This window comes from Microbacterium sp. NPDC077184, assembly GCF_040687055.1.
In the GTDB taxonomy this organism is placed as follows: domain Bacteria; phylum Actinomycetota; class Actinomycetes; order Actinomycetales; family Microbacteriaceae; genus Microbacterium.
This window is the reverse complement of sequence record NZ_JBFBMM010000001.1, coordinates 400,241-416,833: the sequence shown is the minus strand read 5'-3', so window position 1 is coordinate 416,833 and position 16,593 is coordinate 400,241. Positions and strand designations below refer to the sequence as shown.

14 protein-coding genes are annotated in these 16,593 nt (G+C 71.0%); 6 read left to right on the top strand and 8 right to left on the bottom strand.

Translation table 11 applies throughout. The annotated features are described in order from the left end of the window. Positions 1-48 precede the first annotated feature (48 nt). On the bottom strand, positions 49-1,407 hold the full coding sequence (gabT, locus tag AB0O93_RS01895; RefSeq protein WP_363339975.1) for a 4-aminobutyrate--2-oxoglutarate transaminase: 1,359 nt from the start codon (positions 1,405-1,407) through the stop codon (positions 49-51). A 106-nt stretch (positions 1,408-1,513) separates the two neighbouring features. On the opposite strand from gabT, the gene AB0O93_RS01890 reads away from it, so the two are divergent. Next, on the top strand, positions 1,514-3,073 hold the full coding sequence (locus tag AB0O93_RS01890; protein WP_363339973.1) for a PucR family transcriptional regulator ligand-binding domain-containing protein: 1,560 nt from the start codon (positions 1,514-1,516) through the stop codon (positions 3,071-3,073). A 15-nt stretch (positions 3,074-3,088) separates the two neighbouring features. Continuing rightward, positions 3,089-4,474, top strand: coding sequence for an FAD-dependent oxidoreductase (locus tag AB0O93_RS01885; protein ID WP_363339971.1), 1,386 nt, complete (start codon positions 3,089-3,091; stop codon positions 4,472-4,474). A gap of 24 nt (positions 4,475-4,498) precedes the next feature. On the opposite strand, the gene AB0O93_RS01880 is transcribed toward AB0O93_RS01885, so the two are convergent. Beyond that, positions 4,499-5,980 (bottom strand): helix-turn-helix domain-containing protein, encoded by a 1,482-nt coding sequence (locus tag AB0O93_RS01880; RefSeq protein ID WP_363339969.1) that lies wholly within the window; start codon positions 5,978-5,980, stop codon positions 4,499-4,501. Between the two features lie 138 nt (positions 5,981-6,118). Here AB0O93_RS01880 and aceB point away from each other — a divergent pair, with 138 nt between their 5' ends. The 4 genes from aceB (at position 6,119) to AB0O93_RS01860 (ending at position 11,076) form a co-directional block, all read left to right on the top strand. Continuing rightward, complete coding sequence (aceB, locus tag AB0O93_RS01875) at positions 6,119-7,774, top strand: malate synthase A (protein WP_363339967.1); 1,656 nt, start codon at positions 6,119-6,121, stop codon at positions 7,772-7,774. Positions 7,775-7,802: 28 nt separating this feature from the next. Continuing rightward, positions 7,803-9,398, top strand: coding sequence for an isocitrate lyase (locus AB0O93_RS01870; RefSeq protein ID WP_363339965.1), 1,596 nt, complete (start codon positions 7,803-7,805; stop codon positions 9,396-9,398). A gap of 75 nt (positions 9,399-9,473) precedes the next feature. Further along, positions 9,474-9,809 carry a YciI family protein gene (locus tag AB0O93_RS01865; protein WP_363339962.1) on the top strand — a complete coding sequence of 112 codons (336 nt, stop codon included), beginning with the start codon at positions 9,474-9,476 and terminating at the stop codon, positions 9,807-9,809. Positions 9,810-9,867: 58 nt separating this feature from the next. Further along, positions 9,868-11,076, top strand: a complete 1,209-nt coding sequence (locus tag AB0O93_RS01860; RefSeq protein WP_363339960.1) for a pyridoxal phosphate-dependent aminotransferase — start codon at positions 9,868-9,870, stop codon at positions 11,074-11,076. 20 nt (positions 11,077-11,096) lie between these two features. Here the strand turns inward: AB0O93_RS01860 and AB0O93_RS01855 are convergent, their stop codons facing one another. Genes AB0O93_RS01855 through AB0O93_RS01830 form a run of 6 tightly spaced genes read right to left on the bottom strand, consistent with a single transcriptional unit; the run spans position 11,097 to position 16,593 of the window. Continuing rightward, on the bottom strand, positions 11,097-12,233 hold the full coding sequence (locus tag AB0O93_RS01855) for a UDP-N-acetylmuramate dehydrogenase (protein ID WP_363339958.1): 1,137 nt from the start codon (positions 12,231-12,233) through the stop codon (positions 11,097-11,099). A 4-nt stretch (positions 12,234-12,237) separates the two neighbouring features. After that, a complete protein-coding gene (locus AB0O93_RS01850; protein WP_363339956.1) occupies positions 12,238-12,645 on the bottom strand; it encodes a MaoC/PaaZ C-terminal domain-containing protein in 408 nt (135 codons plus the stop codon). Continuing rightward, complete coding sequence (locus AB0O93_RS01845; protein ID WP_301133293.1) at positions 12,642-13,091, bottom strand: MaoC family dehydratase N-terminal domain-containing protein; 450 nt, start codon at positions 13,089-13,091, stop codon at positions 12,642-12,644. The genes AB0O93_RS01850 and AB0O93_RS01845 overlap by 4 nt, the downstream gene beginning before the upstream one ends. A 41-nt stretch (positions 13,092-13,132) precedes the next feature. Further along, positions 13,133-13,921: an ABC transporter ATP-binding protein gene (locus AB0O93_RS01840; protein ID WP_363339954.1), complete on the bottom strand. Its 789-nt coding sequence runs from the start codon at positions 13,919-13,921 to the stop codon at positions 13,133-13,135. Next, a complete protein-coding gene (locus AB0O93_RS01835; protein WP_363339952.1) occupies positions 13,914-15,593 on the bottom strand; it encodes a dipeptide/oligopeptide/nickel ABC transporter permease/ATP-binding protein in 1,680 nt (559 codons plus the stop codon). Before AB0O93_RS01835 ends, AB0O93_RS01840 begins: the two co-directional genes overlap by 8 nt. Continuing rightward, a complete protein-coding gene (locus AB0O93_RS01830) occupies positions 15,586-16,593 on the bottom strand; it encodes an ABC transporter permease (RefSeq protein ID WP_363339950.1) in 1,008 nt (335 codons plus the stop codon). The genes AB0O93_RS01835 and AB0O93_RS01830 overlap by 8 nt, the downstream gene beginning before the upstream one ends.

Sequence of the window (16,593 nt, the reverse complement as noted above, 5' to 3'; positions counted from 1 at the left end):
GCTCTCGCCACGATGCGGGGGCAGTGGGTGGTGAAGGGAAGGCGCCGCTCAGTGGGCGGCGAGGGCGGCGGCGATGACGTCCAGGCCCTCGTGGAGCAGGTCGTCGGGGATGCTCAGCGGCGGAAGGAAACGGATCACGTTGCCGTAGGTGCCGCAGGTGAGCACGATCACGCCCTGCGCGATGCAGGCCTTCGCGATCGCGGAGGTGAGGGTGCCGTCGGGGTCGCCGGTCGATGGCACGACGAACTCGACCGCGATCATGGCACCGCGTCCGCGGATGTCGCCGATGCGCGGGTCGGAGGCCTGCAGGTCGCGCAGGCGTCCGGTCAGGAGGGTCTCGATCTCCCGCGCGCGGGAGGGCAGGTCCTCGCTCTCGAACACCTCGATGGCGGCGAGCGCCGCGGCGCAGGCGATGGGGTTCCCGCCGTAGGTGCCGCCGAGACCGCCGGCGTGCGCGGCATCCATGATGTCCGCGCGACCGGTGACGGCCGCGAGCGGGAGGCCCGCGGCGATGCCCTTCGCGGTCGTGATCAGGTCGGGGACGATGCCGAACAGCTCGGAGGCGAACATCGCGCCGGTGCGTCCGAAGCCGGTCTGGATCTCGTCGGCGATGAAGACGACGTCGTTGCTGCGGCACCAGCGGAGGAGGTGCTCGAGGAATCCGTCGGCGGGGACGATGAATCCGCCCTCGCCCTGGATGGGCTCGATGATGACGGCGGCGAGGTTCTCGGCGCCGACCTGCTTCTCGATGACCGAGATGGCCTTGCGCGCGGCGTCCGCCCCACTGAGTCCGCCGTCGCGGAACGGGTACGACATCGGCGCGCGGTAGACCTCGGAGGCGAACGGACCGAAGCCGCTCTTGTAGGGCATCGACTTCGCCGTCAGGGCCATCGTGAGGTTCGTGCGCCCGTGGTAGCCGTGGTCGAAGGCGACGACGGCCTGCTTCTTGGTGAATTTGCGCGCGATCTTGATCGCGTTCTCGACGGCTTCGGCGCCGGAGTTGAACAGCGCCGACTTCTTCTCGTGGTCGCCCGGGGTCACCCGGTTCAGCGCCTCCGCGACCGCGACGTACGACTCGTACGGCGAGACCATGAAGCACGTGTGGGTGAACTGCGCCACCTGCGCGGTGACGGCCTCGACGACGCGGGGGTGCGCGTTGCCGACGGTGGTGACGGCGATGCCCGATCCGAGGTCGATGAGGGAGTTGCCGTCGGCATCGACGACGACTCCGCCGCCGGCGGCGACGGCCTCGATCGGCGCGGTGTGGCCGACACCGGCCGCGACGGCGGCCGACTTCCGCGCGAGGAGCTCCTGCGAGCGGGGGCCGGGGATCTCGGTGACGAGGCGGCGTTCCTGGGGCAGAGTGGGCCCGCCCACCGGGGCGGCAACGGTGTCGATCGCGGTCATGTCGGCGAGCGTACGGGGGCGGGCGCGCGGTGCACACCTGACCGGCTGTACATTTTCCTGAACCCGACGTACAACCCGTACACCTTGACCTGATGCGCGGAGGATCATGACCACGGATGCCGACGTTCCGACCCTCCGCGCCCTGCTGAGTCGGCCCGACCTCCAGCTGCGTCTCGCCGGCGGCGCCCGAGACGACCTTCTGGACCGGCCTGTCCGGTGGGTCCACAGCTCCGACCTTGCGGACCCGACTCCCTTCCTCTCCGAGGGCCTCGTGCTGCTGACCACCGGCACCCAGTTCGACGGTGCGGGCGAGGAGCGCGCGCCGTATCGCGACTACGTTCAGCGGCTCTCGGCGCGCGGCGTGGTGGGCCTCGGCTTCGGCACGGAGGTCGTCCGGCACGGCATCCCTCCCGCGCTCGAAGAGGCGTGCGCGTCCGCGGGGATGCCGCTGTTCGAGGTGCCGTACCGCACTCCTTTCATCGCGGTGGCCCGCGCCAACGCCGAGGCCATCGCGGCGCAGGCCTATGCCCGCCGCAGCTGGGCGCTCGCCGCGCAGCGCGCGATCGCCCTCGCCGCCCTCCGTCCCGACGGACTGGGCGCGACCGTGGCCGAGCTCGCTCGGCAGCTGGACACGTGGGTGGGCATGTTCGACGCCGCCGGCGAGCTCGTCCGCGAGCATCCGGCCGGAGGGTTGCAGGCCGCGACCGCCGCCGCCCTGCACGACGAGGTCGGCGGGGTGCTCCGCCGCGGGGCGCGGGCGGGCTCGGCCCTCCGGATCGGCGACGGGCCGTTCTCGCTGCAGACCCTCGGCCGCGGCGGACACCTCCGCGGCGTCATCGCGATCGCCGCCGGCGACCTCGACCAGGAGGGTCGGGGCGTCGTCACCGCCGTCATCGCGATGGCCGGCCTCGCCCTGGAGCAGCAGCAGGGCCTCAGCCGCGCGCGGAACGCGCTGCGTGCGGGCCTCATCCAATCCCTCCTCTCCGGCGACTCCTCCCTCGCCCGGAGGATCGCGCGCGAGATGTGGGGGGCGCTTCCTGCGGCGCCCGTCGACGTCGCCGTCACCGAGGTCCTCACCGGCGACGGCGCACGGCCCACGGCGAGCGCCCGCGCCCGCCTGGACGCGATCACCGAGCTCCTCGAGCTGCGCGGCGACGAACGACGCGGCACACTGTTCTTCGGCCGGGTCGAGGGCGCGCTCGTCCTGATCGTCCGCACCGGTGAACGCGCGGTGATCGACGAGATCGCCGAGCGGTTCGAGATCCGGGTGGGCGTCTCCGAGCCGGCCGGCTACGACGGCATCCGCTCGGCCCTCGACCAGGCGCGGGTCGCACGGGACCGGGGCACGGCATCCGTCACCGCCTTCGCCGACATCGGCCGGGCGGGCGTGCTCTCCGCGCTCTCCGCGGATGCGCGGGCCCTCGCCGACGCCCAGCTGCGGCCCCTCGTCGACAACGACCGGACACAGGGCACGGCTCTGCTGACGACCCTCCGCGCCTGGCTCGACGCGGACTGCTCGCACGAGGCGTGCGCCCGGGCCCTCGGCGTGCACCGGCACACGGTGCGCACCCGGCTCGCACACATCGAGCGGGTCCTCGGGCTCGATCTCGGATCCTTCCCCGTGCGGGCGGAGCTCTACGCCGCGTTGCGCGCGGCGGAGGGCTGAGGACATGATGACCGCATGAGCAGCGCGACGGAGATCGGCGACGTTCCGAACGGCGACGTGTCGTGGTGGTGGCGCTCGATCGGCGGAGCGCCTGAGCCGAGACCCGCCCTGCCGGGGGACGTCGACGTGGACGTCGCCGTCGTCGGCGCCGGGTACACCGGCCTCTGGGCGGCGTACTACCTGAAGACCCTTCAGCCCGACCTCCGGGTCGCGGTGCTGGAGCAGCGCTTCGCCGGCTTCGGCGCCTCCGGCCGCAACGGAGGATGGCTCACCAACAGCGTCACCGGCGGTCGCGCGCGGTACGGACGGGGGCCCGGCACCGCGCAGCAGCGCGCGCTGAACGCCGCGGTGGACGAGGTGATCACCGTCGCCGAGCGGGAGGGGATCGACGCCGACATCGTCCGCGGCGGCGAGTTCGAGGTCGCGCGCACCCCCGCGCAGCTCGCCCGTCTCCGCGCCGCCGCGCGCGCCGAACAGGACTGGCCCGACACCGATGTGGAGGAGCTGGATGCCGCCTCCGCCGCCGCCCGGATCGGTGTGGCCGGAACGCTGGGCGCGATCCGGCACCCGCACTGTGCGCGCGTGCATCCGGTCAAGCTCGTCAGGGGACTCGCCGCGACCGTCGAGGGCCTCGGCGTGCCGATCTACGAGGACACGCGGGTCCGCGAGATCTCCCCCGGCCGTGCGGTGACCGTCCGCGGGACGGTGCGCGCCGCGCACGTCCTGCGTGCCACGGAGGGGTTCACGGCCGACCTCCGCGGCGAGCACCGGACCTGGCTGCCGATGAACTCCTCGATGATCGTCACCGATCCCCTGCCCGCCTCGGCATGGTCGGAGATCGGCTGGGAGGGGCGGGAGACGCTCGGCGACTTCGCACACGTGTACATGTACGCCCAGCGCACCGCCGACGACCGCATCGCCTTCGGCGGTCGAGGGGTCCCGTACCGGTTCGGATCGCGCGTGGACACCGACGGATCGACGCAGGCGCGCACCATCGCCTCCCTCACCGCGCTGCTGCGCGACTTCTTCCCCGCCGCGACGGACGTGCCCGTCGCCCACGCGTGGTCGGGCGTGCTGGGCGTCCCCCGCGACTGGGCGGCGACCGTCGGGCACGACGCGCGCACCGGCCTCGGCTGGGCGGGAGGCTACGTCGGCACCGGCGTCACCGCCACGAATCTCGCCGGTCGCACGCTCGCCGACCTCGTCCTCGGCCGCGACACCGATCTCGTGCACCTGCCCTGGGTCGGGCATCGCGCGCGCCGCTGGGAGCTCGAGCCGCTGCGGTTCCTCGCCGTCCACGGGATCTACGCCGCCTACCGGAGCGCGGATCGGATGGAGGCCGAAGGCTCCGCGCGGACGGCGTGGCCGGCGCGCGTCGCCGACCTCATCGCCGGGCGCTGACCTCCGGCGCCCGGAGACCGTCGCTCAGCCGCGCGGGGCGTGGGCTTCGAGGAACTCGTAGACGTCGGTGGTGTCCACGCCCGGGAAGGCACCGGTGGGGAGGGTGGCCAGCAGCGTCCGAGGCGTGCGGACGTTCGGCCACGCATACTCGCGCCACGACGCCTCGAGGTCCGCCGGCGCCCGGCGGCAGCACACCTCCACCGAGTGCTTGGACACCCCGCGGTGCGGAGTGTCGCGGCCGAGGAACCATTTGGTGTCGTCGAAGCGCACCCCCACCGAGACCGAATGCGCGCCCTCGCTGGAGAGCTCGACGCGCGCGGTGCACCAGTACGTCCCGTTGCCGGTGTCGGTGTACTGGTAGTAGGGGTTGAAGTGGTCGTCCTCGTCGAAGACGACGCGTGAGGTCCACTTCCGGCAGCACATCTGCCCCTCGATCGATCCCAGCCGATCGGTCGGGAAGTTCACGTCGTCGTTCTCGTAGGCCTTCGTGATCGTCCCCGACTCGTGCACCTTCAGGAAGTGCACCGGGATGCCGAGGTGCACGGTCGCGAGATTCGTGAACCGGTGCGCGGCGGTCTCGTACGACACCGAGTACGCGTCGCGGAGATCCTCGATCGACACCGCCCGGCGCCCCTTGGCCTCGAGGAGGAACGGCACGGCGTGGTCCTCGGGGATCAGCAGGGCGCCGGTGAGGTAGTTCGTCTCGACCCGCTGACGGAGGAACTCCGCGTAGCTCGTGGGTTCGGTGTGGCCGAGGATCCGGCTGGAGAGGGCCTGCAGCACCGCCGTCCGCGGGTCCCCCTTCGACGCCAGCCTGCTCGAGAGGTAGAGCCGGCCGTTCTTGATGTCGGCGACGCTGCGGGTGGTCTGCGGCAGGTCCGGCACGTAGTGCAGCGTGAACCCGAGGTGCGCGGCGATGTCGGATGCCGTCCGCTGGGTGAGCGGACCCCCGGGGTGCCCGACGGCGGCGAGGATCGCCAGCGCCTGCTTCTCCAGATCCGGGAAGTGGTTGTTCTGCGTGCGCATGAGACGGCGGAGCGCGACGTTCGCGCGTCGGGCCTCCTCGGGGGTGGCGGCGCGCTCATCGCGCAGCCTCTCGATCTCGCCCTGCAGCGCGAGCATCGCGCGGAGGGCGTCGTCCGGGACGGTCTTGCCGATGCGGAACGGCTCGATGCCCAGCGCCTGGAACGTCTGCCCCTTCATCGCGCGTTCGAGGGCGATCTCCATCGTCGCGCGCTCGTCGAGGGGCTCGGACTCCAGGAGCGCGTCCAGGCTCGTCCCGAGGGCGCGGGCGATCTGGCGCAGCAGCGTCAACTTCGGCTCGCGCCGGCCGTTCTCGATCATCGAGAGCTGGCTGGGCACGCGCTCGACCGCTGCGGCGAGGTCGTCCAGCGTCATGCCGCGTGCGGTCCGCAGCTGACGGATGCGGCGGCCGATGGTCAGGGAGTCCACCTCTTCATCGTCGGGGGCCTCCACCCCGACGTCCCGGCTCTGTGTGATCGACATGACGGGATTCTGTCACGAATGACGAATATTCGAGAAAGTTCACACCCGGATTCGTCAGGTTGAAAGCGGATCTTCACCCCACAGTGGAACCACCCCGCGGAACCACCACCGCGGATCCGCACACAGGAGGACACGGACATGACACCTGCAACCGCCACACTGACCGCCCCCACCACGGCGCCGGCGCCGGCCGTCCAGGTCCTCGGCCGGATGGGCCCCCGCTACGACGAGATCCTCACCCCCGAGGCGCTGGCCTTCGTCGCCGAGCTCCACCAGCGCTTCGGCGGACGCCGGCATGATCGCCTCGCCGATCGGATGCGGCGCCGCTTCGAGATCGGCAACGGCCACGACCCCCGGTTCCGCGACGACACCGCGCACATCCGCGAGGACGCCGAGTGGCGGGTCGCCGGAGCGGGCCCGGGCCTGGAGGACCGCCGGGTGGAGATCACAGGACCCACCGATCCGAAGATGACGATCAACGCGCTGAACTCCGGCGCGCGGGTGTGGCTGGCCGACCAGGAGGACGCCACCAGCCCCACCTGGAAGAACGTCATCGAGGGCCAGCTGTCGCTGCGCGACGCCATCCGCGGCGAGCTGACCTTCACGAACGACGCCGGCAAGACCTACGAGGTCACCGCCGAGCGCACGCCCACGATCGTGATGCGGCCGCGGGGCTGGCACCTGAGCGAGGCCCACCTGCGGTTCACCGACCGCGCGGGGCGCGAGATGGCCGCCTCCGGGTCGCTGGTGGACTTCGGGCTGTACTTCTTCCACAACGCCCAGCGCCTCATCGACAGCGGCCGCGGCCCGTACTTCTACATCGCCAAGCTGGAGTCGAGCGAGGAGGCGAAGCTCTGGGACGACGTCTTCACCTTCAGCGAGCAGTACATCGGGATCCCGCACGGCACGATCCGGGCGACCGTGCTGATCGAGACGCTGCCGGCGGCGTTCGAGATGGAGGAGATCCTCTTCGAGCTGCGCGACCACTGCGCGGGCCTGAACGCCGGGCGCTGGGACTACATCTTCTCGATCATCAAGAACTACCGCGGGCGCGGGGCCCGGTTCGTCCTCCCCGACCGCAGCGAGGTCACGATGACCGTGCCGTTCATGCGGGCCTACACCGAGCTGCTGGTGAAGACGTGCCACAAGCGCGGCGCCTTCGCGATCGGCGGCATGAGCGCCTTCATCCCGAACCGCCGCGACCCCGAAGTGACCGCTCGCGCGTTCGAGAAGGTGGCCGCCGACAAGAAGCGCGAGGCCGGCGACGGCTTCGACGGGACGTGGGTGGCCCACCCCGACCTGATCCCGACGGCGATGGCGGAGTTCGACGCGGTGCTCGGCGACCGTCCGAACCAGGTCGACCGTCAGCGCGAGGACGTCGAGGTGACGGCATCCGACCTCCTCGACGTGCACATCGGCCGGCCGGTGACCGCCGAGGGCGTGCACGCGAACGTCTCGGTCGCGATCCGGTACATCGAGGCGTGGCTCCGGGGCCTGGGCGCGGTGGCGATCGACAACCTGATGGAGGATGCCGCGACCGCGGAGATCTCGCGGTCCCAGGTGTGGCAGTGGATCCATCAGGACCGGGCGACCGCAGAGGGCGACCTCATCACGCGCGACTACGTCGAGGGCCTCATCACGCGCGTGCTCGACGAGGCCCCGCGTCACGACGGCGACCGGTTCGACGACGCCGCCACGATCTTCCGCGACGTCGCCCTCGGCTGCGAGTTCCCGGCCTTCCTCACTCTCCCCGCCTACGCGAAGTTCCTCGTCGACATCGACGAGACCGCGTGATCCACCTCTCTCCCGCGAAGGACACGACATGACCCTCTACCAGGACGACATCGCCGCCATCCGCACCCTGAAGGAGCGCCACGGCTCCGCCTGGGACGCCATCGACCCCGAGTCGGTCGCCCGGATGCGCGCGCAGAACCGCTTCCGCACGGGCGTGGACATCGCCCGCTACACCGCCGGCATCATGCGCCGCGACATGGCCGAGTACGACGCCGACCCGTCGGTGTTTACGCAGTCCCTCGGGGTGTGGCACGGCTTCATCGGGCAGCAGAAGCTCATCTCGATCAAGAAGCACCTGAAGACCACCAACAAGCGCTACCTCTACCTGTCCGGGTGGATGATCGCCGCACTCCGCTCGGAGTTCGGGCCGCTCCCCGACCAGTCGATGCACGAGAAGACCGCGGTCCCGGCGCTCATCGAGGAGCTCTACACCTTCCTCCGTCAGGCCGACGCACGGGAGCTCGACCTCCTGTTCACCCGGCTGGATGCCGCCCGCGCGGCGGGAGACGACACGGCGGCGGAATTCCTCCAGTCGCAGATCGACGCGTACGAGACCCACGTGGTGCCGATCATCGCCGACATCGACGCCGGCTTCGGCAATCCCGAGGCGACGTACCTGCTGGCCAAGAAGATGATCGAGGCGGGAGCGTGCGCGATCCAGATCGAGAACCAGGTCTCGGACGAGAAGCAGTGCGGCCACCAGGACGGCAAGGTCACCGTCCCGCACGAGGACTTCATCGCCAAGCTCAACGCCGTGCGCTACGCGTTCCTGGAGCTCGGCGTCGACGACGGCGTGATCGTCGCCCGCACCGACTCACTCGGCGCAGGGCTCACGCAGAAGCTCGCGGTCTCGCATCGGCCGGGAGACCTCGGGGATCAGTACAACGCGTTCCTCGACGTCGAGGAGATCTCCGAAGCGGGCCTCGGCAGCGGCGACGTCGTGCTCTCCCGCGACGGCCGGCTCGTCCGTCCGAAGCGGCTGGCGAGCAACCTGTACCAGTTCCGCCCCGGAACCGGTGAGGAACGCTGCGTGCTCGATTGCATCACGTCGCTCCGGAACGGCGCCGATCTGCTCTGGATCGAGACCGAGAAGCCGCACGTCGAGCAGATCGCGGGGATGATGGACCGGATCCGCGCCGCGATCCCGAACGCGAAGCTCGTCTACAACAACAGCCCCTCGTTCAACTGGACGCTGAACTTCCGCCAGCAGGCCTACGACCTCCTTGCGGAGCAGGGTGCCGATGTCTCCGCGTACGACCGGGCCGAGCTGATGAGCCCCGATTACGACGACACCGAGCTCGGACGCCTGGCCGACGAGAAGATCCGCTCGTTCCAGAAGGACGGCTCGGCGCGCGCCGGGATCTTCCACCACCTGATCACTCTGCCGACCTACCACACGGCGGCCCTGTCCACCGATGACCTCGCCAAGGGCTACTTCGGCGAGGAGGGGATGCTCGCCTACGTCCGGGGCGTGCAGCGCCGGGAGATCCGCGAGGGGATCGCGACGGTCAAGCACCAGAACATGGCGGGCAGCGACATCGGCGACAACCACAAGGAGTACTTCGCCGGGGATGCCGCGCTGAAGGCCGGCGGCGCGCACAATACGATGAACCAATTCGGCTGACGCCTCGGCGGTGCGGGCCGGAGGAGGAATCCCCGGCCCGCACCGCTTCCCGCCGGCCCGGCGAAAGGAAGACCGATGAAGTTCCTCATGCTCGTCCTCTCCGACCCCGCGCGTTCGTCGGACGAGGAGCCCCCGGTCTCGATCGAGCAGTGGGTCGACGAGACGTACGGCTCCGGGAAGGCCCTCGACGGCGATCGGCTCCGCCCCTCCGCTGAGGCCAAGACGATCCGCCGTCGCGACGGCGAGGTCCGCGTCACCGACGGACCGGCCACGCCCGCCCACGAGGAGATCGGCGGGTTCGACATCCTGGAGTGCGCCGACCTGGACGAGGCCGTCGCCGTCGCCTCCCGGCATCCGATGGCGACGGCGGGCATCATCGAGCTCCGTCCGGCGTGGCCGCTGGACCTCTGATCCGCGCCGGGCGGCACGCGGCTCTCGGCGGACACGCCCGGGCGACTACGCTGGCCCCGTGACACATCGCGCCCCGCTCTCCCGCAAGCTCTCCGCCATCGCCGAGTCGGCCACGCTCAAGGTCGACGCCAAGGCCAAGGCCCTCCAGGCCGCCGGTCGGCCCGTGATCAGCTACGCCGCCGGCGAGCCCGACTTCGCCACGCCGTCGTTCATCGTCGAGGCCGCCGCCGAGGCTCTGCGCGACCCCGCGAACTTCCGCTACACCCCCGCCGCGGGACTGCCGGTGCTCCGCGAGGCGATCGCCGCGAAGACCGCGCGCGACTCCGGGCTGGATGTCGCCCCCTCTCAGGTGATCGTCACCAACGGCGGCAAGCAGGCGGTCTACCAGGCCTTCCAGGCCGTGGTGAACCCCGGCGACGAGGTCCTCCTCCCCGCGCCGTACTGGACGACCTACCCGGAGGCCATCGCCCTGGCCGACGGCGTCCCGATCGAGGTCTTCGCCGGCGCCGACCAGGAGTACAAGGTCACCGTCGACCAGCTCGAGGCCGCCCGCACCGAGCGCACCACCGTGCTCGTCTTCGTCTCGCCGTCGAACCCGACCGGCGCCGTCTACACCGCCGAGGAGACCCGCGCGATCGGCGAGTGGGCCCTCGAGCACGGGATCTGGGTCGTCTCGGACGAGATCTACCAGAACCTCGTCTACGAAGGCACGCGCGCGGTGTCGATCGTCGAGGCCGTGCCGGAGGTCGCCGGTCAGACGATCCTCGTCAACGGCGTCGCCAAGACCTACGCGATGACCGGCTGGCGCGTGGGCTGGATGGTCGGCCCCGCCGACGCGATCAAGGTCGCCGGCAACCTGCAGTCGCACCTCAGCTCGAACGTCAACAACATCGCCCAGCGTGCGGCGCTCGCAGCCCTCTCGGGCCCGCAGGACGAAGCGGAGTCCTTCCGCGTGGCGTTCGACCGCCGCCGGCGCCTCATCGTCGACGAGCTGTCGAAGATCGACGGCGTCGTGGTACCCAACCCGCTCGGCGCGTTCTACGTGTACCCCGATGTGCGCGGTCTGCTCGGTCGCACGTGGGGCGGTGTCACCCCGCAGACCTCCCTCGAACTGGCCGATCTGATCCTCGAGCGGGCCGAGGTCGCCGTCGTCCCCGGTGAGGCGTTCGGACCCTCCGGGTACCTCCGCCTGTCGTACGCGCTGGGCGATGACGCGCTCCTCGAGGGCGTCTCCCGCCTGCAGGAGCTCTTCGCCACCGCGCACTGAGGGCTGAGGGCGGACTCGTCCTACAGCTCGACGCCGACGAGAACCGGCTCGGGCTGCAGGACGAGTCCGAACTCCGCCGCCACTCGGCTCTGGATGTAACGGGCGAGCTCCGCGATCTCCGCAGCTGTGGCGTTGCCGCGGTTGGTCAGGGCGAGGGCGTGCTTGGTCGAGAGCCCCGCCCGCGAGCGCGGGAAGCGGAAGCCCTTCCGGAGCCCCGCGTTCTCGATCAGCCATCCGGCGCTGACCTTCACGTCGGACTCCCGGCTCGTGGGCGCCGGCACCAGGCCGTCGTAGGCGGAGAGCGGGATCACCACGACCGGGTCGAGATCCGGCGCGACGGGCCAGCGCGGGCACGCGTCGGGAAGGGTCCGGGCGAAGGATGCCGACACCACGGCGTTCTGGAAGAACGAGCCGGCGCTGTGGGTGTCGGGGTCGGCGTCATCGAGCACCATGCCCTTCCGCGCCCGCGTGGCGAGGACGTGCTCGCGCACCCACGCGAGGCTCACGGTGTCGTCCTCGGTGAGTCCGAGGGCTCCGCGCAGCTGCGCGCCGGCGATCCGGCGCTCGCCGTGCCCGACATCCGCGAGTTCGAACGTGGCCGAGAGGATGACCGCCCGGCGCGCGGGGACGGAACCGTAGTGGTGCTTGAGCACCGAGGTGCGGAATCCGAGTCCGAGATCGGCGGCGGGGACCGTTTCGACCTCGCCGGTGCCCTCGTCGATGAGCTCCACCTCGACGAGGGTCTGGACGGTCTCCTGACCGTACGCCCCGATGTTCTGCACGGGCGCGGCACCGACGGTTCCGGGGATCCCGGACATCGCTTCCAGGCCCGCGAGCCCGTCGGAGACCGACACCGCGACGAGGTCGTCCCAGTCGTGGCCCGCGGCCACGCGGAGCCGCACGAAACCCGGCCGGGGCGACGGGAGGCGTTCGATCCCGCGCGTGAGGATGCGCACGACGGTGCCCTCGAAGGGGTCGTCGCCGACGAAGAGGTTCGATCCGCCGCCCAGGACGAACCACTCCTCGCCCGTCGCCCACACGTCCCGCAGCGCGGTGACGAGCTCGTCCGTCGTGGGTGCGTCGATCATCCGCTCCGGGACGCCGCCGGTGCGCAGCGTCGTCAGCTGCGCGAGGGGAATCGGGGTGATCTCCGGCATCCGATCAGACGATCCGGACCCGGACCTGGGCTTTGCCGAGGACGGTCGCGCCGTCGAAGGTGACGGTGAGATCGACCCGCGCGACGTCGTCGGCGATCTGCCCGATCACCGCGCGCACGGTGACGTCGGCGCCGGTGTCGGGGTCGACCACGACCGGGCGGGTGAAGCGCACGCCGTATTCGAGGATGCGGCCGGGGTCTCCGACCCACGCTTCGATCGTCTGCACGGACAGACCCATCGTGAGCATGCCGTGCGCGAGGACGCCCGGAAGCCCCACCGCGGCAGCCACGTCGTCGCGGTAGTGGATGGGGTTGAAGTCGCCCGAGGCGCCGGCGTAGCGCACGAGCGCCGCCCGGTCGAGGTGGACGGTCCGCTCGGCGACGACGTCGCCCACGGTCACGGTCTCGCTCATGACTGCTCCTCCCCCACGACCAGCACGGATGTCGCCGTGACGACGTGCGCGCCCTCGAGGTCGGTGATCTCGGCCTCGCTCGTCACCATCGTCGCCGCGCCCATCGTCCGCAGACCCGTCACCGACAGGCGCGCGACGAGCTCGTCGCCCGCCACGATCGGACGGGTGTAGCGGAACCGCTGCTCGGCGTGCAGGACGCGCGAGAGCTCGATCCCCGAGTCGGGCTCGGCGAGGAGCTGCTGCAGCGTCAGGTCCTGGAGGACCATCGCGAACGTCGGGGGCGCGACGACGTCGGCGTAGCCGAGGGCGCGCGCGGCGTCGGGGTCGTGGTGCGGTGCGGCGTCGGAGAACACCGCGCGGGCGAACTCGCGCACCTTCTCTCGACCGACCAGGTAGGGAGCGGTGGCGGGGAAGTCGCGACCGACGAGCTCGGGGTTCACTGGCACCCGTTCATCCTATCGACGGGCCCCGACGGCGCCGACGGCGCTCAGGCAGCGTCGAGACGGAAGGCCGGGCCGCCCGGCACCGATTCGATGAGTTCCCGGGTGTAGTCCGAGGACGGGTGCCGGAACACCTCGTCGGTCAGTCCCTGCTCGACCACCTCGCCGTGCAGGAGCACCACGATGCGATCGCAGAGCTGATGCACGACGGCGAGGTTGTGCGAGATGAAGAGCATCGTCAGGTCCAGTTCCTCGCGCAGCCGTTGCAGCAGGACGAGGATCTCCGCCTGGGTGGAGACGTCCAGGGCGCTGGTGATCTCATCGGCGATGATGACCGTCGGATCGGTGGCCAGAGCGCGCGCGATCGCGATGCGCTGGCGCTGCCCGCCGGAGAACTCGTGCGGATACCGGTCGATCGCGTCGGCATCGAGGGCGACGGCCTCGAGGGCACCGGCGATGCGGGGTCGATACGCGCGGACGGACGCCCGCACCGGATCGACCGCTTCGGCGAGGGTCTGCCCCACGGTCCGCCGAGGATCCAACGACGAGTACGGGTCCTGAGGGATCAGCTGGATGCGGCGGCGCGTCGCGGCCCGCTGCGCCCGCGAGGCATGCGCGAGATCCCTGCCGTCGAAGACGATGCGGCCCTCCCGGATCCGGTGTATCCCCATGATCGCGCGGGCGATCGTCGATTTCCCGGATCCCGATTCCCCGACGAGCGCCACGCTCGATGCGCGCGGCACGTCGAAGCCGACTCCCCGCAGCACCGCGGTCTCGCGGGCGCCGTGACCGAGGGTGACGTCGACGTCTCGGAGGGACAGCAGTGCGTCAACCATGGACGCTCTCCTTCGGTTCGGGGGTGACCGTCAGGGCCGGGGTCGCGGCGAGGAGCGACGCCGTGTAGGGATGGGTGACCTCACGGTCCGCGAGCTGCTGTGCGGTCAGGTGCTCGACGATCCGTCCCTGCCGCATGACGAGCACGCGGTCGCAGAGCTTCTCCACGACTCCCAGGTCGTGGGAGATGAACAGCACGGCGGTGGACTGCTCGCGGTTGATCCGCTTGAGCTCGCGGAGCACCTCCGCCTGCACGGTGACGTCGAGCGCCGTGGTCGGCTCGTCGGCGATGATGAGCTTCGGGTCGGTCACGAGCGACGACGCGATGATCGCACGCTGGAGCATGCCGCCGGAGAGCTGGAACGGATGCTGCCCCATACGCTCCTCGGGATGACGGATGCGCATCGCCCCGAGCCGCTCGACGAGCGTGCGGCGGGCATCCGCACGCGAAAGACCGAGGTGGACGCGGGCCACCTCCGTCAGCTGCGCACCCATCCGCAGGGCGGGATTGAAGGTGGCCCCCGGGTCCTGGTAGACCAGCCCGATCTCTCGCGCAAGGCGCGCGCGGCGTCCGCCGGAGCGCAGATCGAGGTCGCCCAGCCGCAGGAGCCCGGCGCGGACGCTGACACCGTCCGCTTCCAGACGCGCCAGAGCCATCGCCGTCATGGACTTCCCGGAACCGGACTCCCCGACGAGCCCGACGATCTCGCCGGGACGGATGTCGAACGAGATGCCGTGGACGAGCTCCGCTCCCGACGGCGCGGTCACCGTGAGGTCGCGCACCTCCACCAGAGCCTCGGGACGCGTCGACGCGACCGCGGGAACGGCCGCGACCTTCTTCGCGCGACGCGGGCGGCGGAGCCACGGGTCCATGCGGGAAGCGAGACCGTCGCCGGTGAGCATGGCCGCGACGCCCGCGAAGACGAGCATGATCGAGGGGCCGAGCGCCTGGGCGGGCTGGCTGTAGATCTGCGGCAGCGCCTCGTTCAGGAGGCGTCCCCAGTCGTAGTCCGGGCTCTGCACACCGAGTCCGACGAAGGAGAGGCTGGAGATCTCCAGCAGGGACAGGGCGAAGCTCGAGGCGATGAGGACGAGGAGCGGTCCGCCGATGTTCGGGAGCAGGTGCCGCCCGAACAGCAGCGGCGCCGGGACGCCGAGCAGGCGCGCGGTCCCGACGTAGTCCTTGTGCGCGATCGCGGCGGTCATGTTCGAAGTGATGCGCGCGAAGGAGGGGATGCCGGCGACGCCGATCGCGACGACCGCCGACCACGCCCCCGCGCCGAGGATGGCCGCGATGACGAGGGCGAGGACGAGGGAGGGGAAGGCGACCGTGGAATCGATCACGCGGAGGACCGCGTCGCGCAGGCGCCGCGGTCCGACCCAGATGAGCCCGCCGATGAGGACGCCCGCGGTCACCGCGACCGCGGTGGCGCCGAGCGACATCAGCAGCGTCAGCCGAGTGGCCACGAGCGTCCGCGCGAGGATGTCGCGGCCGAGCTCGTCGGTGCCCAGCGGATGATCCGCGGACGGCGCCGCACGGGTGTCTGAGGTGAGGGTGTTCGCGGCATCGGAGAGGAAGAGCGGGGCGAGCACGGCGATCACGACGAGGACCGCGAGCATGCTCACCCCGGCGACGAGGGATGCCGGGATGTGGCGACGGCGCGGTTCAGACATGTGCGGGTCCTCCGAGGGTGCGCGGATCGATGAGCCCGAGCACGACGTCGATGAGCAGATTGATGAGGATCGCGATGACGCCGATCGTGAGGATGATCCCCTGGATGACCGGATAGTCCTTGAAGATGATCGCCTGGACCACTTCGCTGCCGAGACCGGGGATGCTGAAGACGGTCTCGATGATGATCGCGCCCCCGAGGAGCCCCGCGAGGATCAGGCCGGTCAGGGTGAGGGTGCTCGCCATGAGGTTCGGCAGCGCATGGCGGACATAGAGTCGCGCCGAACGGAGCCGGCGGCCGCGCGCGGTCCGCATGTAGTCCTGATGGAGGACCGAGTAGGTCTCCTGGCGCACCACCCGCGCGACGGCGAAGGTGGGTCCGAGCGCGAGCGCGGCGATCGGAAGGACGAACCATCCCGGCGCCGTGACCCCGCCCGGCGGCAGCAGGCGCCACCAGATGGAGACGACGACGATGAGGAGGGTCGCCGCGACGTAGGCGGGAAAGGACGCGAGAAATCCGGCGAGCACGCCGAAGCCGACCGCGAGACCCGGACGACGTCCGCCCCGGGTCAGGACGCCGATCGTCATGCCGAGCGGGATCGAGACGACGACCACGACCGCGATCGCCCCGAACGCCAGGGCCGCCGTGTACGGCAGCTTCGTGACGATGGTGGTGAGCACGGGCGTGGAGTAGCGGAAGCTGTCGCCCAGATCGAACGCGGCGAGCGACTGGAGATAGATCGCGAACTGCTGCCACAGCGGCAGATCGAGGTTGAGCCTCTCGCGGAGCGCGGCCACGGCATCCGGTGTCGCGTCGGTCCCGAGGATCGCGACCGCCGGATCGCCCGGGATGAGCGGGACGATGAGGAAGGTCATCAGCACCAGCAGGGCGAGGGAGAGCAGGAGGCCGCCGCCCCGACGCAGCGCGAACGAACCCCACGTCGTCCGGTGCCACCGCATGCGCGGTCGCGCCTGCGTCGGGGCGGCGAGTTCGATGGTCAT

What these genes read in the sequence shown, in the direction of transcription:
- gabT (WP_363339975.1), bottom strand. Translation starts at nt 1,407, where the DNA reads ATGACCGCGATCGACACCGTTGCCGCCCCGGTGGGCGGGCCCACTCTG.
- AB0O93_RS01890 (WP_363339973.1), top strand. Translation starts at nt 1,514, where the DNA reads ATGACCACGGATGCCGACGTTCCGACCCTCCGCGCCCTGCTGAGTCGG.
- AB0O93_RS01885 (WP_363339971.1), top strand. Translation starts at nt 3,089, where the DNA reads ATGAGCAGCGCGACGGAGATCGGCGACGTTCCGAACGGCGACGTGTCG.
- AB0O93_RS01880 (WP_363339969.1), bottom strand. Translation starts at nt 5,980, where the DNA reads ATGTCGATCACACAGAGCCGGGACGTCGGGGTGGAGGCCCCCGACGAT.
- aceB (WP_363339967.1), top strand. Translation starts at nt 6,119, where the DNA reads ATGACACCTGCAACCGCCACACTGACCGCCCCCACCACGGCGCCGGCG.
- AB0O93_RS01870 (WP_363339965.1), top strand. Translation starts at nt 7,803, where the DNA reads ATGACCCTCTACCAGGACGACATCGCCGCCATCCGCACCCTGAAGGAG.
- AB0O93_RS01865 (WP_363339962.1), top strand. Translation starts at nt 9,474, where the DNA reads ATGAAGTTCCTCATGCTCGTCCTCTCCGACCCCGCGCGTTCGTCGGAC.
- AB0O93_RS01855 (WP_363339958.1), bottom strand. Translation starts at nt 12,233, where the DNA reads ATGCCGGAGATCACCCCGATTCCCCTCGCGCAGCTGACGACGCTGCGC.
- AB0O93_RS01850 (WP_363339956.1), bottom strand. Translation starts at nt 12,645, where the DNA reads ATGAGCGAGACCGTGACCGTGGGCGACGTCGTCGCCGAGCGGACCGTC.
- AB0O93_RS01840 (WP_363339954.1), bottom strand. Translation starts at nt 13,921, where the DNA reads ATGGTTGACGCACTGCTGTCCCTCCGAGACGTCGACGTCACCCTCGGT.
- AB0O93_RS01835 (WP_363339952.1), bottom strand. Translation starts at nt 15,593, where the DNA reads ATGTCTGAACCGCGCCGTCGCCACATCCCGGCATCCCTCGTCGCCGGG.
- AB0O93_RS01830 (WP_363339950.1), bottom strand. Translation starts at nt 16,593, where the DNA reads ATGACCATCGAACTCGCCGCCCCGACGCAGGCGCGACCGCGCATGCGG.